The sequence below is a fragment of the Streptomyces sp. NPDC094032 genome (assembly GCF_040303965.1).
Classification (GTDB): domain Bacteria; phylum Actinomycetota; class Actinomycetes; order Streptomycetales; family Streptomycetaceae; genus Streptomyces.
Genome location: NZ_JBEOUE010000031.1, coordinates 27,810 through 51,727, shown reverse-complemented (window position 1 = coordinate 51,727; position 23,918 = coordinate 27,810). Strand labels below are relative to the sequence as shown.

The following is a 23,918-nucleotide window of genomic DNA, read 5'->3' as shown; positions in this document are numbered from 1 at the left end:
GCCGCCTGTGACGGTCTCCACGTCCGAAAGTCCCCGGCAGTTGTCACAAACGGGACCGCTGTCCGGTCGACCAGTGCCGATGTTCCCCACCCGCCGCAGGAGGTCCCCCATGTCTTCGCTCGGACACCAGCTCGCCACATCCGTTCTCGTGGTGGGAGCCGGTGGGTCAGGCCTCCGTGCGGCCATCGAGGTCGCTGAGGCCGGAGTGTCGGTCGTCGTCGTGGCCAAGAGCATGACCGAGAACGCGCCCCCGGCCATCGGGTCCGCGGGCCCCGTGTGGCCCGCGGCCGGCTCTGAGCCCGACGAGGTGTGGCAGCGGCACGCCGCCGAAACCCTGCGCGAGGGACGCCTGCTGGCCGACCCCCGCACCGCGCGGGCCGTCGCCCGCTACGCGGAGCGGGGCGGCCAGGACACGGGACGCCAGCGCCCGCGCCCCGAGCACGGCGGGCAGGGCCCGCGCCGGTCCGGCCACGCGCACGACGGTACGGCGTGCGCCGGCGAGCTGGGCGGGCCGGGCGTGCACCGGGCGCTGCGGATCCGCGCGGCCGAGCTCGGGATCCCCGTCCTCACCGGCGTGTACGTCACCCGGCTGCTGGTCGACGACGGGACGGTCTTCGGCGCCTACGGGTTCGACCTCGTGGACGGTTCGCGCTACCTGACGCACGCCGACGCCGTGATCCTCGCGACCGGAGGGCACACCCGTATCTGGCGGCGTACGTCGTCGCGCCGCGACGAGAGCGGCGGCGACGCCCTGCGCCTCGCCACCGAGGCCGGCGCGCGGCTGCGCGACCCCGAGCTGGTGCAGTTCCATCCTCTCGGGCTGGTCGGGCCGGAGCACGCGGCCGGCCTGCTCCTCGACGAGGCGGCCCGCGGTGAGGGCGGCGTGCTGCTCAACAACCTCGGCGAGCGGTTCATGACGCGCTACGAGCCCGAGCAGCTGGAGCGCTGCGGCCAGGACCGGGTCGCGGCGGCCGCCTGCACCGAGATCAGGGCGGGGCGGGGCACCCGGTCCGGCGGGGTGTGGCTCGATCTGTCCCATCTCCCGCGCGAGACCGTCCTGACGCGGCTGCCCCAGATGCACCAGAGCCTGCTGGAACTGCAGACGCTCGACATCACCCGCGACCCGGTCGAGGTCACGCCGACGGCCCAGTACTCCCTGGGTGGTGTCCGGGTGCGGTCCGAGGACCACGGTACCGAGGTCACCGGGCTCTACGTGATCGGGGAGGCGGCCGGCGCACCGGACGGCGCGCAGCGGCTGCGGGAGAACGCGTTGCTCGAACTCCTCGTCCACGGCCGGATCGCGGGCCGGGCCGCGGCGGAGTACTCGGCGCGGCTCACCGTGCAGCAGCGCTCCCCCGCGGCAGTGCGCGCCGCGGAGACGGACGTGACCCGCCTGCTGGCGGCCGACGGCGACCAGAACGTCCGGGCCCTGCTGCGCTCGGTACGTCACCTGATGACCGAGCACGCGGGCGTCGTACGCGACGAGGCGGGGCTCGCCGCCGGGCTCGACGGACTTGAGGGGATCGAGGCCCGCACCGCGTACGCCGGGATCCACATCGACATCGGCGGCCTCCAGGACCTCGCGTACGCGTACGACCTCAGGTCGACGCTGCTCGCCGCGCGCGCGACGCTGGAGTGCGCGCGGGAACGCCGGGAGACCCTGGGCGGTCGTCACCACCGGTCCGACCGGCCCGACCGGCCCGATGCCGGGTCCGGGGCGGGGCTGGGGCCGGGGCCGGGGGTCTCTCTGGTGTGGTCCCCGGCCACCGGGGTGCTGCGTGAGCCCCGGTGACGTGGAGCGGGCGCGTGCGGCGCAGCTCTTGCCGCGCCGCGTGACTCATACGCTAACGACCGCGCACGCCGCCGTTCTGTGACAGCCGATCGGGCAGCAGGGACAGCAGCCGCACGTTGGTGGCGCTCTCGGTTCCCGGGGTGGCGCTGTAGACGACGAGCCGGTGGGAGCGGCCGGGGTCGAGCAGGGTCTGGCAGTGCAGGTCCAGCGTCCCCAATTGCGGGTGGAGGAAACGCTTGGGGGCGCAGGAAGGCCCCGGCACGGGACGCCTGCGCCAGACGCCGGCGAACTCGGAACTGGCCTGAAGAAGCACATCGACGAGCTCGGCCACCCGCGCTTGCGCACCGTCGCGGGCGAGGGCGCCGTGCAGATCGGCCACGAGCAGACGGCTGTGCTCGTCGTGCTCGCTCTCCGGGCGGATCAGGCGCGAGGCGGGGTCGGTGAACCAGCGGTAGTGGGCGCTGCGCGCCCAGCCGGTGTACGCCGTCGTGTCGCCCAGCAGGGCCACGGCGGGACGCGTCTGCCTCAGCGTCCGGCCGAGCTGGTCCATGACGAGAGCGGGGGTGTCCTCCAGCCGGTCCAGGATGCGCATCGTCCCGGGCTCGACGTGGTCCTCCCTGCGCGTGCGGCGTGGCACGGCGTGGCCACCGAGCCGGAAGAGGTGGTCGCGCTCCTCCATGGACAGCCGCAGGCCGCGGGCCAGCGCGGCGAGCATCTGCTCCGAGGGGCGGGGGCCGCGCGGCTGCTCCAGGCGGCCGTAGTAGTCCGCCGACATGTCGCACAGCGCCGCGACCTCCTCGCGCCGCAGTCCTCCGGTACGCCTGCGGCGCCCGCGCGGAAGGCCGACGTCCTCCGGCTGGAGCGCCTCGCGTCGGGTCCTCAGGAAGGCTGCCAGGGCTGCCCGGTCCGTCATCGCCGCCCCTCCCCTCCCCCATCCCTTTTCTTCCACGGCCGATGGGATGTCACCGTGGCGCCTCACCGGGTGATCGCCTTGGTCTCCAGGAACTCCTCAAGTCCGGCGCGGCCCATCTCGCGGCCGTTGCCGGACTGCTTGTACCCGCCGAAGGGTGCCTGGAAGTTGTGCTGCCCGCCGTTGACGTCGACCTGTCCCACGCGCAGGCGCCGGGCGATGGCCAGGGCGTGCTCCTGGTCGCCCGAGACGGCGCCGTTGAGCCCGTAGACGGTGCCGTTGGCCAGTTCGACGGCGTGGTCGTCGTCGGTGTAGGGGATGACCACGAGCACGGGGCCGAAGATCTCCTCCTGGGCGATGACCGACCGCGGGTCGACATCGGAGAAGATCGTGGGCCGGGCGTAGGCGCCGCTGTCAAGGCCCTGGGGCCGGCCGGGGCCGCCGGCCACGAGCGTGGCGCCGTCGGCGATGCCGCGGCGGATGTAGTCGTCGACACACCGGCGCCGGGTCTCCGAGGCGAGCGGGCCGATCCGTGTGGCCTCGTCGGCCGGGTCGCCGACGACGTACTCCTGGGCCGCTGCCCGCAGCCTGTCGACCACCTCCTGCTGGAGTCCCTCGGGTACGAGCATGCGTACGTACGCGCCGCAGGCCTGGCCCGCGTTGGCCCAGGCGAAGGCGAGACCGCGGGGGACGACGGTGTCCAGGTCGGCCTCGGGAAGGATGATGTGGGCCGCCTTGCCGCCCAGTTCGAGGGCGACCCGCTTGACGGTGCCGGAGGCGGCGACGGACACGGCCCGGCCGGCCCGGGTGGATCCGGTGAAGGAGACCATGTCGACCTTCGGGTGCCGTGCCAGGGCCTCGCCGACGACCGGTCCGGTGCCCTGCACCACGTTGAACACGCCGTCGGGCAGTCCGGCTTCGGCGGCGGTCTCGGCGAACACGCGGGCGCTGAGCGGGGCGAGTTCGGACGGTTTGAGGACGACGGTGTTGCCCGCGAGCATGGCGGGGACGACCTTGGTCACGAGCTGCTGGAGCGGGAAGTTCCAGGGAGTGATCGCCCCGACGACGCCGATGGGCTCGCGGACGACAAGCGAGTTCCCCACCTCGGACGTCCACTCGAACCGCTCGGCCGTCGCGACCGCGGCCAGGACCGAGGCGACCGGGAAGCCGGCCTGCGCCTGCCGGGAGAAGCCGATCGGCGCGCCCATCTCCTGGGTGATGGCGGTCGCCAGCTCCTCACGGCGCTTGTCCAGGCCCTCGGCCAGGCGCCGCATGACGGCCGTCCGGTGCCGCACCGGCGTCGCCGCCCATCCGTCCCACGCGGCGAGCGCGGCGCCGACCGCCAGGTCCAGGTCCTCGGCTGTGCCTTCGCGGAACGTGGCGACGACCGTTTCGTCCGCGGGATTCACCACGTCGATCGGCGGCCCGGAACCGCGGACGGCGCGGCCGTCGATCCAGTGGGACGGTGCGGGGAAGGAGGCCGTGTGTTCTTTGTTCATGCCTCCAGGAGACCTCGCTCGGCGCACGGCATCCATGCTCTCCCAGGCCCATGATCCGCGTCACCGCCCCGTCGCTTCCGTCGGCTTCCGTCGTGCGCCGCCGGCCGGGCGCGCGGGACCTGGCCGGGGCCGGCGGCAAGCGCTTCACCTCTGCCGTCCCGGGCGCCCGGGCGATTGTTATGCTCCCCTCGTGCGGGGGTCAGAATGAGCGGTGGAGACGGTTCGAGGCAGCTGCGCGGTCGGCGGCGTGAGCGGGAGGCGCTCGACGCCCTGGCCGCCGAGGTAGAGGCCGGGCACAGCGCCGTACTGGTGTTGCGCGGCGACCCCGGAATCGGGAAGTCCGCTCTGCTGCACCATCTGGAGACCCGCGTCGGACAGCACCGCATCGCCCGTGGGGCGGGTGTCGAGTCCGAGATGGAGTTGCCGTTCGCGGGGTTGCATCAGCTGTGCGCCCCGTTCCTCGATCGCATCGAGCGCCTCCCCGCTCCGCAGCGCGATGCTCTGGCCACCGCGTTCGGCCTGAGTGACGGTCCGCCGCCCGACCGGTTCCTCGTCGGCCTCGCCGTCCTCGGGCTGCTCACCGACGTGGCCGCCGAGCAGCCGCTTTTCTGTCTCGTGGACGACACCCAGTGGCTCGACCGGGTCTCCGCGCAGACCCTGGCGCTCGTCGCGCGCCGGATGCTCGCCGAACCCATGGCCCTGGTGTTCGCCTCCCGCGAGCAGCGCGGCAACGACGAGCTGGCGGGCCTGCCCGAGCTGCTGGTCGACGGCCTCGACGACGCCGACGCCCGCAGTCTGCTGAGCGCGTCGGCGGTCGGTCCCATGGACGCGCGGATCCGCGACCGCATCCTCGCCGAGGCGCGCGGCAACCCGCTGGCTCTGCTCGAACTGCCGCACGACCGGCCCGACATGGGGACGGAGCATGCGCTGCACACCCCGGGTTTGGGCTCGGTGTCGTGCCGTATCGAGCGCAGCTATGTCGCCCGGGTCCATGGCCTTCCCCCCGCGACCCGGCGCCTGCTGCTCGTCGCCGCCGCCGAGCCGGTCGGTGACGTCGCCCTGCTGCGGCGTGCCGCCGGACGGCTGGACATCAGCCCGAGCGCGATCGACCCGGCGGTGGCGGAAGGCCTGCTGGTGGCCGGGGCGCTCATACGCTTTCGGCATCCGCTGCTGCGCTCCGCCGTCCTGCGCTCGGCCGACCTCGCCGAACTCCGAGAGACCCACCGGGTGCTTGCGGAAGTGACCGATCCCGACCTCGACCCCGACCGCCGTGCCTGGCACCTGGCGCGGGCGACGGTGCGGCCGGACGAGTCGATCGCCGCCGAACTGGAGGCGTCGGCCGGCCGGGCGGCGGCTCGCGGCGCCACCGCCGCGGCGGCCGCCTTCCTCGCCCAGGCGGCCGTCCTGACCTCCCACCCGCGACGCAAGGCGACGCTCGCGCTCGACGCGGCCCAGGCCCAACTGCGTACCGGTGCGCCCGGCGCGGCCCGCGAGCTGCTGGCGCTGGCCCGCGGCGAAGCCCTCGACGACCTGCAGAGCGCCCGCGCGGACCTGGTCCATGCCCAGATCGCCTTCGCCTCCGGGCGCCTGGGCGAAGCGGTGCCGCTGCTTCTGGCCACCGCGCGCCGTCTGCTCGTACGCGACGCCGATCTGGCCCATGAGACGTTCCTGGACGCCCTGTCGGCCGCGCTGTTCGCCGGCCGCCTCGCCACGGGCGCGGACGCGCGCGAGGTGGCGATGGCCGCGCGCAGGACGCCGTCCTCGCCCGATGGCGCGACGCGGGCCGCCGACGCGCTGCTGGACGCCCTGGCCGCCCGGCTCACCGACGAGGACCTCGAAGTGGTGCCGTCCGCGCGCCGGGCCCTGGAGCTGTTCCGCCGGGAGAGCGACCCGGAGCAGATCCTGCGCCGGTCGTGGCTGGCCTCGGCGCTGGCGGCCGAGGTGTGGGACGACGAGAGCTGGGCGGAGCTGGTGGCCCGCCACGTCCGCACGGCCCGCGCGGTCGGCGCGTTGGCCGAGCTGCCGCTCGCCCTCAACTCCCAGGTGGTCGTTCACACTTGGGCCGGGGAACTGGACGAGGCGGCCCTGCTGATCGCGGAGATCGTCCGCGTCCAGGAAGCGGTCGGCCACCGTTTCACCCCGTTCGGCACGATGACCCTGGCCGCCTGGCGCGGCCGGGCGGACGAGGCGCTGCCGCTGATCAAGGAGGGCGTGGAGAGCGCCGTGCGGCGCGGTGAGGGCATCGGCGTGGCCATCGCGCGGCGGGCCGAGGCCGTACTCCTCAACGGCCTCGGCCGGTTCGAGGAGGCGTTCGACGCGGCCCGGGCGGCGAGCGCGCACCCGCAGGACCTGGTCGCGGCCAACTCGGGGCTGATCGAGCTGGTGGAGGCCGCCGCGCGCAGCGGCCGCCTCGACGCGGCCCGTGCCGCTGTGGACCGGCTCGTGAAGACCACGGGGGCCGCCGGGACGGACTGGGCGCTGGGCGTCCAGGCTCGCTCCAGGGCGCTGCTGGACCGGGGCGCCGCCGCCGAGGAGTGCTACCGCGAGGCGATCGAGCGGTTCGGGCGTACGCGCTTCGCGACGGATCTGGCCCGCGCGCACCTGCTGTACGGGGAGTGGCTGCGGCGCGAGGGCCGGCGCGGTGACGCCCGGGAGCAGCTGAACACGGCACACGCCCTGTTCACGGGGTTCGGTGCGGAGGCCTTCGCCGAGCGGGCCGCGCGTGAGCTGCGGGCCGCGGGTGAGTCGGTGGCCCGGCGTGACGGTGACGCCACGGCGACGCTGACCGCCCAGGAGGCGCAGATCGCGCGGCTGGCCCGGGACGGGCTGACCAACTCCGAGATCGGTGCCGAGCTGTTCCTCAGCCCGCACACGGTGGAGTGGCATCTGCGCAAGGTGTACGCCAAGCTGGGCGTCTCCTCCCGGCGTTCCCTGCGCACGGCGCTGTGACCGGCGTCGGCTGAGCGGGGCGGCCCCGGAGAGCACGGGGGGCGTGGGTCGGCTGTCACAGGTGTGGCGCCGGCCCGGTCTGTAGGGCGGGACGCGTTGCATCGCGGTCCTGGATCCCTGCCGAGAGGAAGACCCATGATCACGCGTCTCGTCTGCGTCGCCGAGGGCGAGCGGCTCACGCGCTCCGTCACGATCGGCGCCCACACGCTGACCGCCGACGAACCCGAGCCGGTGGGTGCCGATGCCGGGCCCACGCCGGGAGAGCTGGTGCTGGCCGCGCTGGGGTCGTGCACGTCGATGGCCGTACGGGCCATGGCGGACCGGCACGGCTGGCCGCTGGAGCGGGTGGATGTGGCCGTCCGGTTCGGAGGTCCGGGGCGCATCGTCAAGAACGTGGGGCTGACCGGTGCCCTGGAGCCGGACCAGCGGGAGCAGTTGCTGGCGGCGGCCGGGCGCTGCCCCGTGCACCGTCTGCTGACGCGGGACATGGAGATCGTGACCGTACCCGCGTTGCTCGCGGAACCCGAGCCGGTGTCCTTGGACCGGCCGTCGGCGCCCTGAGCGGGGTGCGGGCGGGTCAGGGCGTGGTCGCCACGGTGTCCAGTTCCACCGAGCCGATCTCCTTGCGTGAGGAGATCCCCAGCTTCGTGAACACCTTGCGCAGATGCCATTCCACCGTGTGCGGGCTCAGGAGCAGCCGGGTGGCGATCTCCGGGTTCGTGAGTCCGTCCCGGGCCAGGCGGGCGATCTCCGCCTCCTTCGCGGTGAAGGTGACCGTCGTCGCCGCGGCCCGTCGGCGCGTCTTCACGCCGGCGGCCCGCAGTTCCCGCCGGGCGCGCTCCGCGAACGCCTCGGCGCCCGCTTCGGCGAGCATTTCGTAGGCCTCGCCCAGCCGGGTCCTCGCCTGTGCCTGCCGCCCTGCGCGGCGCAGCCACTCGCCGTGGCGCAGCCGCGCCCTGGCACTGTCCATGCGGGTCTGGGCGAGGTCCAGTTGTTCGACGGCCTCGTGGTGCAGGGCTTCGGCGTCCGCTTCCGGCGCCACCAGGGCGCGGACGGCCGCCGAGGTGCCCCGCGCCCAGGGTGTCGCACTGACCCGGGCCATCTCCTCGATCACGCGCACCGACTCGGCCGCGCGCTCGGGCCGGCCCAGCTTGGCGGCCGCCTCCACGAGTTCGACCCTGGACTGGTGGGACAGGCCGAATTCCTGCGGGTTCGCGCAGCCGCGCTCGGCGGCGGCGCAGGCCTCCTCGTATCGGCCCAGGCCGTTGCAGAGGACCGCCTCGGCCCACTGGGTGGCGGTGACGACCTTGCCCTCGTTCCGCAGGAGCCGGTCGTGCGTGACGGCTGCGATCGCCTGCCTGGTCGGGGCTTCACGGCCCTTGAAGGGCTCCACGACGAGGGCTCCGTAGTGGGCGAAGAAGCTGCTGCCGGTGGCCTCGCCGATCGCGTCGGCCTCGACTCTGAGGGAGTCGGCGGCCCGCAGGTCGCCCGCGAAGGCCCGGTTCGACAGGCGCAGCAGGAGGGCGGAGGGCAGTACGGCGAGTGCTCCGTCCTCCCGGGCGAACTCGACGAGGCGGGCGGAGAGTTCGGACCAGGCGGCGAAGTCCCACACACTGTGTGCCATGCGGCACACGAGCGGCAGCCAGCCCAGTGCGTCCTGCGGGGTGCCGCGCTGTGCCTGGAAGGCGTGCACGGCGTCGAGGACGAGCGGGGCGCCGGCGGGGTAGCCCTCGGTGACCATCCGCGAGATGCCGGTCAGCAGGAGGTGTTCGCGGTCGGCGGCGCGGCCGTGGTCCGGGAGGCTCAGCACGGCCTCGGCCACGTCGCGGACCCCGCCGGTGGTGAGCCGGCCCGCGGTCAGGGCCGCGTAGATGGCGTCCCGGTAGGTCTGGCGGGCCAGTTCGACGTCGTACGGCTGGAGTTGCCGGGCGGCTGCGAGCAGCAGGGGCAGTCCGGCGCTGGCGCTCTGGGCGGCCGAGGTGATCTGTCCCCGCAGCAGGCCGGCCCGGCCGGTCCCCACCACGTCGAGCTGGGTCGGGTCGGTCATGTCGACCAGTTCGCGGGCGGTGTCGTAGGCGCCTGCCTGGAACTTGGCCCGGGCGGCGGCCAGGGTCCTGGCACCGCGCCGTTCGGGGTCGGGGGTCAGCTCGCCGGCCCGGTGCAGGAAGGCGGCCGCGGCCGCGAGTCCGCCTCGGCGGTGGGCGCGGTCCGCGGAGCGTTCGAGCTCGGCGGCCACGGCCTCGTCGGGCCCGGTGGCGGCGCTCGCCAGGTGCCAGACCCGGCGTTCGGGGTCCACTTTCGCGTCGATGGAGTCGGCCAGTGCCTGGTGTGCGCGGCGTCGTTCCTCGGCGTCGGCGGCGCGGTGTGCCGCCGAGCGGACCAGGGGGTGGCGGAAGCGGGCCCAGGCGCGGAGCGTCAGCAGGCCGGATGCTTCGGCGTGGGTGACGGCGGAGTCCAGCGGGATGTCGAGGCGTTCGGCGGCCCGGCGCAGCAGGGAGACGTCGCCGACCGGTTCGAGGGCGGCGAGGAGCAGCAGGTGCTGTGCCGGGGCGGGCAGGGCCCGGATCCGGCGGAGGTAGTCCGCTTCGATCTGGCCGGCGAGGGGGCGGGCGGTGGGGCCTTCGAAGCCGCCGGCCATCTCCACGGCGGTCAGGCCGCGGGGCAGTTCGAGCAGGGCGAGGGGGTTTCCTCGCGTCTCGGCGACGATCCGGTCGCGTACCCGCGGGTCGAGCGGGCCGGTGGTCACCGAGTCGAGGAGGTGGTGTGCGTCCTGTTCCTTCAGGCCGTGGAGTTCGAGGTCGGGCAGGTCGGGCAGGACGTAGCGGGGGCCGGACTCGCGGACGGCGAGGACGAGGAGAACCGATTCGGCGAGCAGCCGGCGTACGACGAATTCCAGTGTCTGGGAGGACACGTGGTCGAGCCACTGTGCGTCGTCGACCAGGCAGAGCAGCGGCTGGTCGGCGGCGGCTCCGGCGAGCAGGCCCAGGGTGGCAAGGCCGACCAGAAACCGGTCGGGGGTGGGCCCCGTCTGCATGCCGAATGCCGTGCGCAGGGCGTTGCGTTGCGGCCCGGGGAGCTGGTCGAGCTGGGAGAGGAGCGGGGCGCAGAGCTGGTGCAGGGCGGCGTAGGACAGTTCCATCTCGGACTGGACGCCGGCGGCGCGTACGACGCGGAATCCGTCGGCCCGGCCGGTCAGGTGGTGGAGCAGTGCGCTCTTGCCGATCCCGGCCTCGCCGCGTATCAGGATGACGCCGCTGCGGCCGTCTCTGGCCCGCGTGAGCAGGTCGTCGAGGAGCCGGCACTCGTCGTGTCTCCCGATGAGCCCGGTCTGTACCCCGTCCCTCGCCATGGCCGCCTCCCGCGGCCACGATACCTCTGGTGATCACGGTGCCCGCGGGCGGCTCGTCGTCGCCGCGCGCCGCCCGCGGTGCGGGTCACAGGAGCAGGTTCACCGTGAGTGCCGTGCCGGCGAGGGTCAGCAGGCTCAGCACGGCCACGGCGGTCAGCAGCCGGTGCAGGAGGCGCGGAAGGCGCCGGTGCTGGGCGGCGTCGGCCTCGGCGATGCTGTCGGCGATGTGCTGCGTCACCATCCCGGCGACGTACTTCTGCTCGTCGAGGTACCACTCCTCGATGTGTCTCTTCTGCTGGCGGGTCAGCCCCGCCGATCGCGCGATGAAGGCGTTCACGCGCAGCCGGGCGGCGCTGAGGTGGGCCTCCCGGTACAGGTAGGTCTCCAGGTCGGCCAGCCCGCGGGCGACCTGCTCCTCCGTGCTCACGGGTGTGCTCCGGTGGCCTGTACCGCCTCGTCGATCAGGCGGGCGACGTCGCCGGGGCGGGAGACGGCGACCGCGTGCGAGGCGTCGACGGTCACGGTCGTGGCCTTCGCGCGTTCGGCCATGAAGAGCTGCGTACGGGCCGGGATGTTGCGGTCCTGGGTCGCCACGAGGGCCCAGGAGGGGATGTCGCGCCAGGCCGGGGCGGAGGCCGCCTCGGCGAGCGCGGCGTCGGTCACGGGCCGCTGGGTGGCGGCCATGACCGCCGTGGTCGTTTCGGGGACGTCGGCGGCGAACTGCTGGTGGAACGCGTTCTTGTCGATGTAGAGGTCCGCCGCCCGGGTGCCGTCGGGGAGGGTGACCGGCACGGAGCGCAGGGTCTCGCCGAGGGTGCTGCCCGGGAACTTCTCCGACAGGGTGAGCGCGCTCTCGCCCTCGTCGGGCAGGAAGGCGGCGACGAAGACGAGCGCCTTGACGTGGTCGAGGCCGTGTGCGGCGTCGCTGATGACGGAGCCGCCGTAGGAGTGCCCGCACAGGATCACGGGGCCCGCTATGGACCGTACGAGCTGGCGGACGTAGTCGCTGTCCTTGCTCAGCCCGCGCAGCGGGTTGCTCGCGCACACCACGGCGTGGCCGTGGGACTGGAGCCGTTCGACGACGCCGTTCCAGCTGGAGGAGTCCGCGAACGCGCCGTGGACGAGGACGACGGTGGGTGTGTGCTCACTCATGGAAGTGGCCTTTCGCTGACGTGTACGCGGGGGTCAGAGGGTGCCGAGGGCCTTACGCAGCACGTGGACGGCCTGCTCGATCGCCGCGGTGGAGGCCTGGGTGCCGCGGACCGGGTTCAGCATCATGAAGTCGTGCAGGGTGGCGTTGTAGCGGACGCTCGTGGTGGGCACGCCGGCCTGGGTCAGCTTGCGGGCATAGGCCTCGCCCTCGTCGCGCAGGACGTCGTTCTCGTCGACGGCGACGAACGCCGGCGGCAGGTCCCGCAGTTCCTCCAGGGTCGCGCGCAGCGGGGAGGCGGTGACCTGGTTCCGCTCGGCGGGGTCGAGGGTGTAGGCGTCCCAGAACCACTCCATGGCCTTGGCGGTCAGGTGCGGCCCGTGGGCGAAGGTGCGGTAGCTCTCGGTGTCCTGGCCCGCGTCGGTGACGGGGTAGTACAGCGACTGGTGCAGGAAGGTGACGTCGCCGCGCCGCTTGGCCAGGTGGGTGAGGGCGGCGCTCATGTTGCCGCCGACGGAGTCCCCGGCGACGACCATACGGGAGCCGTCCAGCCCTTCGTCGCCGCCCTTGGCGGTGATCCAGCGGGCGGTGGCGTAGGCCTGCTCGATGGCGACGGGGTACTTCGCCTCCGGGGAGCGGTCGTACTCGACGAAGGCCAGGGCGGCCCGCGCGCCCACGGCGAGTTCGCGCACCAGGCGGTCGTGGGTGCCGGCGTTGCCGAGGATCCAGCCGCCGCCGTGCACGTACAGGATCACGGGCAGGACGCCCGTGCTGGCGACGGGCTTGACGATCCGCACGCGCACGTCGCCGACCTCCGCCGGAACGGTGATCCACTTCTCGTCCACGTCGGGCTTCTCGACGGGTGCGGCCTGGACCTCGTCCAGCAGCGCGCGGGCGCCCTCGACACCCAGTTCGTACAGCAGCGGCGGCTTGGCGGTGGCGTCGGCGAACGCCTGCGCGGCGGGTTCGAGAACGATGTCACTCATGGTGCGGTCCTTTACGGGAGGTGAGCTCGGGGGTGAGCTCGGGGGGGGTGAGCTCGGGGGGGGTGAGCTCGGAAGGTGAGCTCGGGACGTGTCTTCCTCCCTTGAGACCGGGCCGGCGGGCATTGTGTGACGCGCCGGGCGGACGGCCGCCTCGCGTGCCCGTCTAGTCGGCCTGGGTCGCGCCGGGATTACCGGGCTTGGGCAGCAGGGAGCCGTCGACGTACAGGTCGACGTGCTCGTTGTAGAACGCGGTCAGGCCCGCGATGCGGTGGACGTGGGCGGTCGGGAATTCGTAGGTCCAGGCGATGTCCTGGTGGGAGGCGCGGTCGCTGTCGAAGGACCAGTAGCCGCTCGTCGTCCCCTTGTACGGGCAGCGGGTGACGGTTTCGGAGTGGCGCAGCCGCGTCCAGTCGATGGCCGTGGCGTCGAGGTAGTAGCGGGTGGGCAGTCCGGTCTCGAAGAGCTTGACGCAGGCGTCGGCCCGCGCGAGCACGACTCCGTCCAGCTCAACGCGGACGGTGCTGTTCGACCGCAGGGCGTCGACGCGGGAGTAGGGGCTGCGGGGGTGCGCGAAGACCGGCTCGTCCTCCTCCAGCCAGAAGTCCAGCGCCTCCCACTCGAAACGCACCGTGTCATGCAGTGCGCCCGGCGCGCCCTCGCCCCACACCCATGCCGCGCCTTCGCGGACTTCCGACCCCACCTGGAGGGTGTGGCGGTGGGCCGGGCCGGCGCCGAGGTGCTCCATGTGCCCGTCGTCGCGGAGGGTGCCGTCGACCAAGTCCTCGACGGGGATGCTGAATTGGGGGTAGGCCTGCCATTCCCACACGTACAGGGCGCGGCGGGTGTCGAAGACGACCCGGCCGGCGACCATGCCCCGGATCCGGCGCGGGACGGGTTCGATATGGCCGACCGGGACGATGAAGCTGGGGTGAAGGACACTTTCGGTTGCCATGAGGCCCGCCTTGCGATCGTTGACAGTGTGCCGCGATGGTACCGGCCGCCTGGCGTGGCCTTGCACAGTGTGTGGAGCGGGAATGTCCACACGGTGTTCCGGGGAGTTCCGTGGCCGGGGGTGTCACAGAACCGGCGGGTGTCCGGTCAGTGGTCCGTAACTGTTCGATACCTGAGGAGACTCCTGTGGAAGCTCGCATCAACTACTTCGGCAACGCGCTCGCCGGCAAGGTCATGAAGCATCTGAACTCGGCCGGTGCGGCGGTCCACTCGGCCCTGCCCATCGCCACTCAGGAACTGGTGAAGATCCGCGCCAGCCAGATCAACGGCTGCGGCTTCTGCACCGACATGCACACCAAGGACGCCGCCGCCGCGGGCGAGGACCAGCAGCGGCTGAACCTGGTGGCCGTGTGGCGCGAGGCGACGGTGTTCACCGAGGCCGAGCGTGCGGCCCTGGAGCTCACCGAGCAGGGCACGCGTATCGCCGACGGCTCGGACGGGGTGTCGGACGCGGCGTGGGACAACGCCACGAAGCACTACGACGAGGACCAGCTCGCGGCGCTGATCTCGCTGATCGCGGTCATCAACGCCTACAACCGGATCAACGTCATCAACCGTCAGCCGGCCGGCGGCTACAAGCCCGGCATGTTCGGCTGAGCCGACCGCTCCGGCCCGGCCGGACGCGCGGGTCCGTCGCCCTGCCTCCCCGGCCACCGGCCGGGCGACGGATCCCCGGCCGGGCTGTGTCCACCCCTTACCCGTCCACCCCTTACCCGCCGGACGACGACGCCAGGACACGACATGCCGCACTCCCCCGCCCCGGACGACACCGCCCCCGTACCCGCCGCCCTGCTGCGGATCGCGAGTGCCCGCGGCCGGTGGACGCTGCTGGCCACGGTGCTGGGATCAAGTGTGGTCCTGCTCGGCTCCACCGTCACCAACGTCGCGCTGCCGCGCATCGGCCGGGACTTCGGCGCCGGTCTCGCCGTGCTGCAGTGGACGGTGAACGCCTACATGCTGGCGCTTGCGGGCCTGATCCTGGTGGGCGGGTCCCTGGGCGACCGGCTCGGGCGGCGGCGGGTCTTCGTCGTGGGCGTCGGGTGGTTCGCGGTGGCCTCGCTGCTGTGCGCTCTCGCCCCGGACGCGGGCACGCTGATCGCGGCCCGAGCGTTGCAGGGCATCGGCGGCGCGCTCCTCACCCCGGGCTCGCTCGCGATCATCGAGGCGTCCTTCCACCCGGACGACCGGCCGCGCGCGATCGGGCTGTGGTCGGGGTTCGGCGGGATCGCGGCGGCTCTCGGGCCGTTCCTGGGCGGGTGGCTGGTCGACGGTCCCGGCTGGCGGTGGACGTTCGCGCTGAGCATCGTCCCGGCGCTGCTGTGCGTGCCCGTCGCGCTGCGCCATGTCCCGGAATCCGTGGGCCGGCCCTCCTCGGACGCGGGGACCGTCACCGGCTCGGCCCGCCGGGGCCTTCGGGCTTTCGACGTGCCCGGTGCCGTCCTGGGCGCCGGGGCCCTGGCCCTGGGCACCTACGCGCTGACCGCGGCTCGCGACGGCGGTGCGGTGGCCCTCGCCGCCGGTGTCGGCGCCGTCGTGTGCGGCGCCGCGTTCCTGCGGGTCGAGCGGCGCGGTGCCGACCCGATGATGGCGCTGTCGGTGTTCTCCTCTCGGCAGTTCACCGCCGTCAACCTGATCACCCTGTGCGTGTACGCGGGCACCGGCGGGTTCTTCTTCCTGGCCGCGCTTCAGCTGCAGATCGTCGTCGGGTACTCGGCGCTGGCCGCCGGTGCCGCCATGCTGCCCACCACCGTGCTGATGCTGTTGTTCTCCTCCGCGTCGGGGGTGCTCGCCCAGCGGCTGGGGCCGCGGGTCCCGCTCACCGCCGGGCCGCTGGTGTGCGGTGCGGGCATGCTGATGATGCTGCGGGCCGGGCCGGGCGCGTCCTATGCGGCCGATGTCCTGCCGGCGCTGCTGGTGCTGGGATGCGGCATGGTCGTGCTGGTCGCTCCGCTGACCGTGACCGTGCTGGCCTCGGTGGACGCCGCGGACGCCGGGCTGGCCAGCGGCGTCAACAACGCCGCGGCACGGGCGGCGGGCCTGGTGGCCGTGGCGGCGCTGCCGCTGCTGTGCGGGATGGGGCCGGACGCCTACCGGTCGAGTGCCGCCTTCGACGCGTCGTTCCGCCGGGCCATGCCGCTGTGCGCGGGGCTGCTGGCCGTCGGCGCGGCGCTGGCGTTCGCCCTGCTGCGGCGGCACGGTGCGGGCGGGCACCGGCCACACCGTGGGTCCCACGGCTGGCTGGGGGAGCCGCCGCTGGTGTCCCGCTTCACCCATCGCCGGAGCTCCGGCTGACCCCGGCCGGGGCCGTTCCGAGACATAGCAGAAGTCACAGAAAAGCAGAGGAAAGGAACCCTTCATGTCGTATCCATATCCGGAACAGAAGTACTGGGGCGAGGACGGCAAGGTCAGCGCCGTCTTCCGGCCGGCCACCATGCCGCCGGACCTCGGGCAGAGCGGTACGGGCGAGGACGCCACCCACTACCTGGCGACGACCGCCACCACCCGGGGCGAGTTCGGGCTTTACCGGGTGGAGATGCGGCCCCGGGCCGGCGGCCCCAAGACGCACTTCCACAAGCGGATCTCCGAATCGTTCTACATCCTGGACGGCACCGTGCGCCTCTTCGACGGGGCGCAGTGGGTCGACGCCCGCAAGGGGGACTTCCTGCACGTGCCGCAGGGCGGGCTGCACGCCTTCCGCAACGACTCCGACGCCCCGGCCGACATGCTGCTGCTGTTCACGCCGGGCGCTCCGCGCGAGGAGTACTTCGAGCAGGTGTCGAAGCTGGCGCACGCCTCGGAGGAGGAGCGGGCCGCGTTCTTCGACCGGCACGACTCGTACTTCGTGGAGGAGGAACAGGAGTAGGGGGACGCCGCTGAAGGCGACGGGGCCCCGCGTCCGTGACACCGGTCATCGCCGGAGTGTCACGGACGCGGGGCCCCGCGCCGTGCGTCAGGCGGTCGGCCGCGGTGCGCGCAGGTGCGCGCGCTCCTTCAGTTCCGCCTCGTCGACCAGTTCCAGCATGGGCTTGCCGGGGGCGCACATCATCGTGACGACGAACTCGGTGCGCTCGTCGTCCAGTGCGTTGCCGTCCTGGTAGTGGATGGCGTCGCCGCCGGGCTCCCAGAAGGTGCCGCCGGCCTCGATGACGCGCTCCGGCTGCCCTTCCAGCTCGAAGCGGACGGCGCCCTTGACGACGTAGCCGAACGCCGGGCCGGAGTGGCGGTGCGGCGGGGTGCCGGGGTCGCCGGGCTCCCACTGGACGTGGATGGTCATCGCCGCCGCGCCTTCGGGGACGGTGATCGGCGAGGCGTCCTGGAGCAGGTTCGCCGCCCGGGTCCAGCTGGGGCCGTCCTCGCCGCCGGTGCCGTGTCCGTGATCGCCGTGGTGGGTGTGCTGTGAGTTCTCCGACACTGGGTCGCACCTTCCGTGGTTGCACCGTGTCCGCGCGGTTCGTCGTCCGCGCCGTCACGTGTTCGTCGCGGCCGTGGTGGCCGTTCGGTTGTCCTGACCGGGCGGGGCGGGGATCTGTGACACCCGGTGGTGCGGACGGCGTCCGACACGGTGTCACAAGAACCGGGTTCGGGCTGTCTAGGTGGGGTGACGGCGGCGGGCACCCGCCCGCGGCGCCGTCGCCCTCGTACACCCGGCTGGGCCGTCGGCCCCCGACGAAGGAGATCCGGATGAGAGTCGTCGTCATCGGTGCCACCGGTCTGATCGGTTCCCGCACCGTCGCCAGGCTCCGCGACCACGGGGTGGAGGTCGTGCCGGTCTCCCGCGCGGACGCGGTCGACGTGCGCACCGGGCACGGCCTGGAGCGGGCCGTGCGCGGCGCCGATGTGGTCGTGGACGTCACCGACGCCCCCTCGCGGGACCAGACGGTCAGTACGCAGTTCTTCACCGCCTCGACGGGGCATCTGCTCAAGGCCGCGGCCGCGGCCGGCGCGGAGCACTACGTGGCGCTGTCCGTGGTGGGCGCCGACCGCGTCGGCGCGGGCTACTTCCGGGCCAAGGCGGCGCAGGAGAACCTCGCACGGCGCTCCACCGTGCCCTACACCCTGGTGCGTTCCGCCCCGTTCCACGAGTTCATCGAGGCGGTCGCGACGCAGGGGGCGCGGTCCGACGGTGTGCATGTGCCGCCGCTGCTGGTACGTCCGGTCGCGGCGGACGACGTCGCCGTGGCGCTCGCCCATGCCGCGGTGGGGCTGCCCCGTTTCGGGGTGCTGGAGGTCGCGGGCCCCGAGGTGCTCCGGCTCGATGAGGCCGCCGGTGAGGTGCTGGCCGTCCTGGGCCGCGGCGGGCCGGTGGTCCCCGACACCCGCGCCGCGTTCTTCGGCGCGGTGCTGGGGCAGCGCGTCCTGCTGCCCGGGCCCGGCGCCCACCTGGGCCGCAGGACCTTCGCCGAGTGGCTCAAGAGCCGCTGAGCCGGCGGGCGGCGCCGCGCGGCCGCCCCGTACTCCCCCGCCGGCCCCTTCTTCATGGCGGCCGGCCCCATCTGTTCCGCACGCCGTGCCAGGAAGGCAGCCATGAACGATCCGTCCCGGCCCACTGAGCCGCCCGCGACCAGTGAGCTCGACCAGCTACCCGACCGTGACCGGGAGGAGACCGCCGAGTGGCGGGCCTCGCTCGACGCCGTCGTACGCACCGCCGGGCCGGAGCGCGCGGCGTACCTGATGCGGCGTGTGCACGAGTTCGCCGAGGCGTCCGGGGCCCCGCTGCCGCCGCTGCTGTCCACGGACTACATCAACACCGTCCCGGCCGCCTCCGAGCCCGCGTTCGACGGTGACCTGGAGATGGAGTCCAGGATCACCGCGCTCAACCGCTGGAACGCCGCCGCGATGGTCACCCGGGCCTCACGGCTGGGGCTGGGCGGCCACATCTCCACGTACGCGTCGGCGGCCTGGCTCTACGAGATCGGGTTCCAGCACTTCTTCCGGGGCAAGGACGGCGACCGCTCCGGCGACCAGCTCTTCCTCCAGGGGCACGCCTCCCCCGGCATCTACGCCCGGGTGTTCCTCGAAGGGCGGCTCAGTGAGGGGCAGTTGGAGGGCTTCCGCCGGGAGGCGGGCGGGCACGGACTGCCGTCCTACCCGCATCCGCGGCGGCTGCCGTGGCTGTGGGAGTTCCCGACGGTCTCGATGGGGCTCGGCCCGCTCAGCGCCGTCTACCAGGCCCGCTTCAACCGCTACCTGCACGCGCGCGGCATCAAGGACACCTCCGGCTCCCGGGTGTGGGCGTTCCTGGGTGACGGGGAGACGGACGAGCCGGAGTCGCTGGCCGCGCTGACGCTCGCCTCCCGCGAGGGCCTGGACAACCTCACGTTCGTCGTCAACTGCAACCTGCAGCGCCTGGACGGGCCGGTCCGCTCCAACTCGAAGATCGTCCAGGAGCTGGAGGCACGGTTCCGCGGTGCGGGCTGGAACGTGGTCAAGACGCTGTGGGGCCAGGCGTGGGACCCCCTGCTGGCCCGGGACACCACGGGCGAGCTGGTGCGGCGCCTGGGCCAGGTGCCCGACGCGCAGCTACAGACACTGGCCGCGCGGGACGCCGCGTACATCCGCGGGAACTTCTTCACCGGCCCCGGCCTGTCCGCCCTGTCCGCGTCCCTGAGCGACGCGCAGGTGGTGGAGCTGTTCGAGAACTCCCGTGGCGGGCATGAGCCGTTGAAGGTGTACGCCGCCTACCGGGCCGCGGTGGAACACCGGGGCGCGCCGACGGTGGTTCTGGCCCAGACGGTCAAGGGTCACACGCTGGGTCCGGCGTTCGAGTCGCGCAACGCCAACCACCAGATGAAGAAGCTGACGATGGCTCAATTCCGTGTGCTGCGCGACACGTTGGACCTACCCATCCCCGACAGTGCGCTCGCCGGTGAGCAGGTCCCGTTCTGGCATCCGGGGACGGACTCGCCCGAGGTGCGCTACCTGCGCGAGCGGCGGGCCGCGCTGGGCGGCCCGCTGCCGCTGCGCCGGGTGACGGCGAAGCCGCTGCCCCAGCCGTCCGCCACGCCCTTCGAGGCGCTGGAGAAGGGCTCCGGCCATCAGGAGATCGCCACCACGATGGCGCTGGTGCGGCTGGTCAAGGACCTGATGCGGGACGAGCACAGCGGTGCGCGCTGGGTGCCGATCGTCCCCGACGAGGCCCGCACGTTCGGCATGGAGTCGCTGTTCCCCACGGCCGGCATCTACTCCCCGCAGGGCCAGAACTACGATCCCGTCGACGCCGACCAGCTCCTGCGCTACCGGGAGAGCACCACCGGGCAGCTCCTGATCGAGGGCATCACCGAGGCCGGTTCGGTGGCCGAGTTCACCGCCGCGGCGACCTCGTACGCCACGCACGGCGAGCCGATGATCCCGTTCTACATCTTCTACGCGATGTTCGGATTCCAGCGCACCGGCGACCAGTTCTGGGCGCTGGGTGACCAGATGGGCCGTGGCTTCGTGGTCGGCGGCACCGCCGGACGCACCACCATGACCGGCGAGGGACTGCAGCACGGGGACGGCCATTCGCATCTGCTGGCGGCCACCAATCCGGCGGCGGTCAGCTACGACCCGGCGTTCGCCTACGAGATCGCGGTGATCGTCCGCGACGGCTTGCGCCGGATGTACGGCGAGCGGCCCGAGGACGTCTTCTACTACCTGACCGTCTACAACGAGCCGAAGCACCAGCCGGCCATGCCTGCGGTTGCGGGCATCGAGGAGGGCATCGTCCGGGGCATCTACCGGTTCCGGCCCGCCGACCCCGCCGGTTCCGGGCCGCGGTTGCAGCTGCTGTCCTCCGGTACGGCCGTCCACTGGGCGCTGCGCGCGCAGGAGATCCTCGCCGCCGACTGGGGTGTGCACGCCGACGTGTGGTCGGTGACGTCCTGGACGGAGCTGCGCCGGGACGCGATGCGCGCCGACGACGCCCTCGCGCGCGGTGAGGAGCGCACGCCGTTCGTGACCCGGGCGCTCGCGGGCGCGCCGGGCCCCGTGCTGGCGGTGAGCGACTGGATGCGGCAGGTGCCCGACCAGATCAGCCAGTGGATCGAGCAGGACTACTACTCCCTGGGCACCGACGGTTTCGGGCTGTCCGACACGCGCGAGGACGTCCGCCGGTATTTCCGGGTGGACGCCGAGTCGATCGTCGTGACCGCGCTTGACCGGCTGGCCCGGACCGGGCGGATCGCTCCGGCGACGGTCGGGCAGGCCCGCGCGCGCTACGGCCTGGGGTCCTGATCGACGCCGGACGCGAGCGGCCGGATGTGACCGGCCCCGAATGACACAGACCAGTGAACGAGACGAACGACAGATCCGGCGGGCCTCGCAATCGCGCCCGCCGGTGTTGAGGAGTTGACACCATCATGACGGTATCCGTGACCCTGCCCGCCCTCGGCGAGTCCGTCACCGAAGGCACAGTGACCCGGTGGCTGAAGCAGATCGGCGAGCGCGTCGAGGCCGACGAACCCCTGCTGGAGGTCTCCACCGACAAGGTCGACACCGAGATCCCCGCCCCGGTGGGCGGTGTCCTGCTGGAGATCACCGCCGCGGAGGACGAGACGGTCGAGGTCGGCGCCGCGCTCGGCGTCATCGGTACGCCGGACGAGGCCCCGGCGAACCCGGCGCCGGCGCCGGCGGTGCCGGGGGTGCCGGCGGCGGCGGTGGCTGCGGTGGCCTCCCCGGCGCCGATCACGGCCCCCACACCTGCTCCCGCGCCCTCCCCTGCTCCCGCCCCGGCCCTCGCGCCAGTCGCCACGCCTGCGCCCGCGAACGTGCCTGCGGCCTCGCTTGGTGCCGTCCCGCCCGTGATCGCCCCGGCAGCCGGCCCCGCCGGTTCCTCGCTGCGCGGCCGTACGGTGCCGATGACCCGCATACGCCGTGCCATCGGGAGCAACCTGAGGAAGGCGCTGCAGGAGCAGGCGCAGCTGACCACCACCGTGGAGGCCGACGTCACGCGGCTGATGCGGCTGCGCGGCCGGGCCAAGGACGGCTTCCTCGCTCGCGAGGGGCTCAAGCTGTCGCCGCTGCCGTTCTTCGTGAAGGCCGCCGCCCAGGCGTTGCGGGCGCACCCGGTCGTCAACGCCCGGATCGACGAGGCCGCGGGGACCATCACGTACTTCGACACCGAGAACATCGGCATCGCGGTCGACACGGAGGGCGGTCTGATGACCCCGGTCGTCAAGGCGGCCGGTGACCTGACGGTCGCCGGGCTCGCCCGGGCCGTCCACGACCTGGCCGAGCGGGCCCGCGGCGGGCACCTCACTCCCGACGACGTGACGGGAGCTACCTTCACGATCTCCAACACCGGTTCGCGCGGGGCCCTGTTCGACACCGTCATCGTGCCGCCGAGGGAGGCCGCGATCCTGGGCGTGGGAGCGACGGTCAGGCGGCCGGCTGTCGTACGGGACGGTGACGACGAGGTGATCGGCATCCGGGACCTGGTGTACCTGTCCCTGTCGTACGACCACCGGCTGGTGGACGGGGCGGACGCGGCCCGCTATCTGACCTCCGTCAAGGCGATCCTGGAGGCGGCGGCGTTCGAGGACGACCTGTACGCCGACACCGCGGCGTAGGACGAGGAGCCCCGTAGAGCGGCCCGCGGCGTCTTCCCTGGGGAGGAGGCCGCGGGCCGCTCCGTGTCTGCGGGCTGCCGCCCTCACGACGTGGCCGGCGTCGAGGACCCGGTCGACGCCGGGCCTGGGCCCCGGTGGGCGAGGTCGCGGGTGCGGGCCCACGCGGTGACGGAGTCGCCCTCCCGCGTGCGGTGCACGGGAACGTCCGCGTGGCGCAGGATCGCGTCGATCCGTTCGTCGCCGGACAGGAACAGACCGTAGAGGGTCTCCCAGCCGCCGTGGAGCGCGTGCCGGGCCAGGCGCCGCAGCAGGCGGGTTCCCAGTCCGCGGCCCTGCCAGGCGTCCTCGACCAGCAGTGCCGCCTCCACCGCGGTGTGATCCGGTATCAGGTGGGCCACGGCGATGTGGCGTCCGGTGAGGTCCTGCACGGCCAGGTGGATGGAGCCGGGGCGGGCCAGCAGCCCGGGCAGGTAGGTGGCGGGGTCGGGCATCGCCCGGTGGTAGCGGCTCCACAGGGTCTGCGGCGAGCAGCGGCGGTGCAGCGCCACGGTGCGGGCGAGGTCGGCCGGGCCTGTCTGGGTGATCCGCGGTTCGCGGCGCATGGGTTCGTCCTTGCGGATCCGGGACCGGTGCGGGAGGTGGCCCGCCGGGCCGTCGGTCGGTGGGTCGGGGCGCGGGACGGCCGCGCCGGCCGGCTGTGGCACACGGGAGGAGCCGTGCGGACGGGGCGCTGTGGCGCCCGTCCGCACGGCTCCTTTCCAGTGGGGGTCAGCGAACCGTGTGTGCGGCGTCCTCGATGATCTCGGTGACCTTCCCGGGCTTCGAGACGCTCACCGCGTGCGAGGAGCGCACCTTCGTGGTGTGGGCGTGGGCGCGCTGGGCCATGAACTCCTGTGCGGCGGGCGGGATGTTGAGGTCCTGGGTGGCGACCAGGACCCAGGAGGGGATGGTCTTCCAGGCCGGCTCGGCGGCGGCCTGGGCCAGGGCGGCGTCGGTGATCGGCCGCTGGGTGAGGGCCATCAGGTCCGTCGTGGCCCGGGGCACGTCCGCCGCGAACTGGTGGCGGAAGGTGTCGTTGCGGATGTAGAGATCGTTGACGGGCAGGCCGTCGGCGTTGGTGGTCGGCACCGGGCGCAGCGCGTCGCCGAGGGTGCTGCCGGGGAACTTGGCCGCCAGGTCGGCCGCGCTCTCGCCCTTCTCCGGGAGGAAGGCGGCGAGGTAGACCAGCGCCTTGACGTTCGGATTGCCCGTGGCGGCGTTGCTGATCACCGAGCCGCCGTAGGAGTGTCCGGCCAGGACGATGGGTCCGTCGATGCCGGCCAGGACGTCCCTGAGGTAGGCGGAGTCGCCGTTCAGGGAGCGCAGCGGGTTGGCGACGGTGACCACCGGGTAGTGGTCGTCGCGCAGTCTGCGGATGACGTCGTTCCAGCTGGTGGAGTCGGCGAACGCGCCGTGGACGAGGACGACGGTGGGCTTGGGCGCCTCGGTGGCGGCGCCGGTGCCGGTGCCCTTGTCGGCGGCGGCCGATCCGGTGGTGGTGGCGAGCAGGCCGGCGAAGATGCTCGCGGCGGCGAGAGCGGTGAGTGCGGTACGGGGCCGGCTGCTGCGGATGGTCCGGGCGAGGCGGGTGGTGGGTTCCATGGCGGTGTCCCTTCGGACTGTGTCGGTGATCGGTGCCCGCGCCGTGTGTGGACGCGGGTGGGTGGTGGTCTTCGCGGACGGTGTC

The 23,918-nt window shown here is 73.3% G+C and carries 19 protein-coding genes; 9 read left to right on the top strand and 10 right to left on the bottom strand.

The annotated features are described in order from the left end of the window. Positions 1 to 109: 109 nt before the first annotated feature. Positions 110 to 1,792 (top strand): FAD-binding protein, encoded by a 1,683-nt coding sequence (locus tag ABTZ54_RS31140; RefSeq protein ID WP_351669601.1) that lies wholly within the window; start codon positions 110 to 112, stop codon positions 1,790 to 1,792. Positions 1,793 to 1,844: 52 nt separating this feature from the next. Here the strand turns inward: ABTZ54_RS31140 and ABTZ54_RS31135 are convergent, their stop codons facing one another. Both ABTZ54_RS31135 and ABTZ54_RS31130 read right to left on the bottom strand, forming a co-directional pair. Further along, a complete protein-coding gene (locus ABTZ54_RS31135; protein ID WP_351669599.1) occupies positions 1,845 to 2,705 on the bottom strand; it encodes a helix-turn-helix transcriptional regulator in 861 nt (286 codons plus the stop codon). A gap of 62 nt (positions 2,706 to 2,767) precedes the next feature. Beyond that, complete coding sequence (locus ABTZ54_RS31130) at positions 2,768 to 4,201, bottom strand: aldehyde dehydrogenase family protein (protein ID WP_351669597.1); 1,434 nt, start codon at positions 4,199 to 4,201, stop codon at positions 2,768 to 2,770. Positions 4,202 to 4,405: 204 nt separating this feature from the next. Here ABTZ54_RS31130 and ABTZ54_RS31125 point away from each other — a divergent pair, with 204 nt between their 5' ends. Both ABTZ54_RS31125 and ABTZ54_RS31120 read left to right on the top strand, forming a co-directional pair. Next, positions 4,406 to 7,150 carry a helix-turn-helix transcriptional regulator gene (locus ABTZ54_RS31125; RefSeq protein WP_351669595.1) on the top strand — a complete coding sequence of 915 codons (2,745 nt, stop codon included), beginning with the start codon at positions 4,406 to 4,408 and terminating at the stop codon, positions 7,148 to 7,150. A 135-nt stretch (positions 7,151 to 7,285) separates the two neighbouring features. Further along, on the top strand, positions 7,286 to 7,711 hold the full coding sequence (locus tag ABTZ54_RS31120) for an OsmC family protein (RefSeq protein ID WP_351669593.1): 426 nt from the start codon (positions 7,286 to 7,288) through the stop codon (positions 7,709 to 7,711). Between the two features lie 16 nt (positions 7,712 to 7,727). Here the strand turns inward: ABTZ54_RS31120 and ABTZ54_RS31115 are convergent, their stop codons facing one another. From ABTZ54_RS31115 to ABTZ54_RS31095, 5 genes are all read right to left on the bottom strand, one after another. Beyond that, entirely contained in the window at positions 7,728 to 10,499 is a 2,772-nt protein-coding gene (locus tag ABTZ54_RS31115) for a helix-turn-helix transcriptional regulator (RefSeq protein ID WP_351669591.1), read from the bottom strand. A gap of 85 nt (positions 10,500 to 10,584) precedes the next feature. After that, the gene (locus ABTZ54_RS31110; RefSeq protein ID WP_351669589.1) at positions 10,585 to 10,926 is read right to left on the bottom strand and encodes a hypothetical protein; all 342 of its coding nucleotides are present in this window, start codon (positions 10,924 to 10,926) and stop codon (positions 10,585 to 10,587) included. Beyond that, on the bottom strand, positions 10,923 to 11,651 hold the full coding sequence (locus ABTZ54_RS31105; protein WP_351669587.1) for an alpha/beta fold hydrolase: 729 nt from the start codon (positions 11,649 to 11,651) through the stop codon (positions 10,923 to 10,925). Before ABTZ54_RS31105 ends, ABTZ54_RS31110 begins: the two co-directional genes overlap by 4 nt. A gap of 33 nt (positions 11,652 to 11,684) precedes the next feature. Next, positions 11,685 to 12,635, bottom strand: a complete 951-nt coding sequence (locus ABTZ54_RS31100) for an alpha/beta hydrolase (protein ID WP_351669585.1) — start codon at positions 12,633 to 12,635, stop codon at positions 11,685 to 11,687. A gap of 163 nt (positions 12,636 to 12,798) precedes the next feature. Continuing rightward, positions 12,799 to 13,587 carry a DUF427 domain-containing protein gene (locus ABTZ54_RS31095; protein WP_351669583.1) on the bottom strand — a complete coding sequence of 263 codons (789 nt, stop codon included), beginning with the start codon at positions 13,585 to 13,587 and terminating at the stop codon, positions 12,799 to 12,801. Positions 13,588 to 13,772: 185 nt separating this feature from the next. Between ABTZ54_RS31095 and ABTZ54_RS31090 the strand changes: the two genes are divergently transcribed. The 3 genes from ABTZ54_RS31090 to ABTZ54_RS31080 all read left to right on the top strand — a co-directional run bounded on the left by ABTZ54_RS31090 (position 13,773) and on the right by ABTZ54_RS31080 (position 16,509). Further along, the gene (locus tag ABTZ54_RS31090; protein WP_351669581.1) at positions 13,773 to 14,243 is read left to right on the top strand and encodes a carboxymuconolactone decarboxylase family protein; all 471 of its coding nucleotides are present in this window, start codon (positions 13,773 to 13,775) and stop codon (positions 14,241 to 14,243) included. 144 nt (positions 14,244 to 14,387) lie between these two features. After that, positions 14,388 to 15,938 carry an MFS transporter gene (locus ABTZ54_RS31085; protein WP_351669579.1) on the top strand — a complete coding sequence of 517 codons (1,551 nt, stop codon included), beginning with the start codon at positions 14,388 to 14,390 and terminating at the stop codon, positions 15,936 to 15,938. Positions 15,939 to 16,002: 64 nt separating this feature from the next. Further along, positions 16,003 to 16,509 carry a cupin domain-containing protein gene (locus ABTZ54_RS31080; protein ID WP_351669577.1) on the top strand — a complete coding sequence of 169 codons (507 nt, stop codon included), beginning with the start codon at positions 16,003 to 16,005 and terminating at the stop codon, positions 16,507 to 16,509. Positions 16,510 to 16,596: 87 nt separating this feature from the next. Here ABTZ54_RS31080 and ABTZ54_RS31075 read toward each other — a convergent pair whose 3' ends face one another. After that, positions 16,597 to 17,058, bottom strand: coding sequence for a cupin domain-containing protein (locus tag ABTZ54_RS31075; RefSeq protein WP_351669575.1), 462 nt, complete (start codon positions 17,056 to 17,058; stop codon positions 16,597 to 16,599). A 269-nt stretch (positions 17,059 to 17,327) separates the two neighbouring features. Here ABTZ54_RS31075 and ABTZ54_RS31070 point away from each other — a divergent pair, with 269 nt between their 5' ends. From ABTZ54_RS31070 to ABTZ54_RS31060, 3 genes are all read left to right on the top strand, one after another. Continuing rightward, the gene (locus ABTZ54_RS31070) at positions 17,328 to 18,068 is read left to right on the top strand and encodes an SDR family oxidoreductase (protein ID WP_351669573.1); all 741 of its coding nucleotides are present in this window, start codon (positions 17,328 to 17,330) and stop codon (positions 18,066 to 18,068) included. A 102-nt stretch (positions 18,069 to 18,170) separates the two neighbouring features. Then, the gene (gene aceE, locus ABTZ54_RS31065; RefSeq protein WP_351669571.1) at positions 18,171 to 20,858 is read left to right on the top strand and encodes a pyruvate dehydrogenase (acetyl-transferring), homodimeric type; all 2,688 of its coding nucleotides are present in this window, start codon (positions 18,171 to 18,173) and stop codon (positions 20,856 to 20,858) included. A 125-nt stretch (positions 20,859 to 20,983) separates the two neighbouring features. Next, positions 20,984 to 22,192, top strand: coding sequence for a 2-oxo acid dehydrogenase subunit E2 (locus ABTZ54_RS31060; protein WP_351669569.1), 1,209 nt, complete (start codon positions 20,984 to 20,986; stop codon positions 22,190 to 22,192). Between the two features lie 83 nt (positions 22,193 to 22,275). Here ABTZ54_RS31060 and ABTZ54_RS31055 read toward each other — a convergent pair whose 3' ends face one another. Together ABTZ54_RS31055 and ABTZ54_RS31050 are read right to left on the bottom strand one after the other, a co-directional pair. Beyond that, positions 22,276 to 22,794, bottom strand: coding sequence for a GNAT family N-acetyltransferase (locus tag ABTZ54_RS31055; protein ID WP_351669567.1), 519 nt, complete (start codon positions 22,792 to 22,794; stop codon positions 22,276 to 22,278). Between the two features lie 166 nt (positions 22,795 to 22,960). Continuing rightward, on the bottom strand, positions 22,961 to 23,833 hold the full coding sequence (locus ABTZ54_RS31050; protein ID WP_351669565.1) for an alpha/beta fold hydrolase: 873 nt from the start codon (positions 23,831 to 23,833) through the stop codon (positions 22,961 to 22,963). Positions 23,834 to 23,918: the final 85 nt, after the last annotated feature.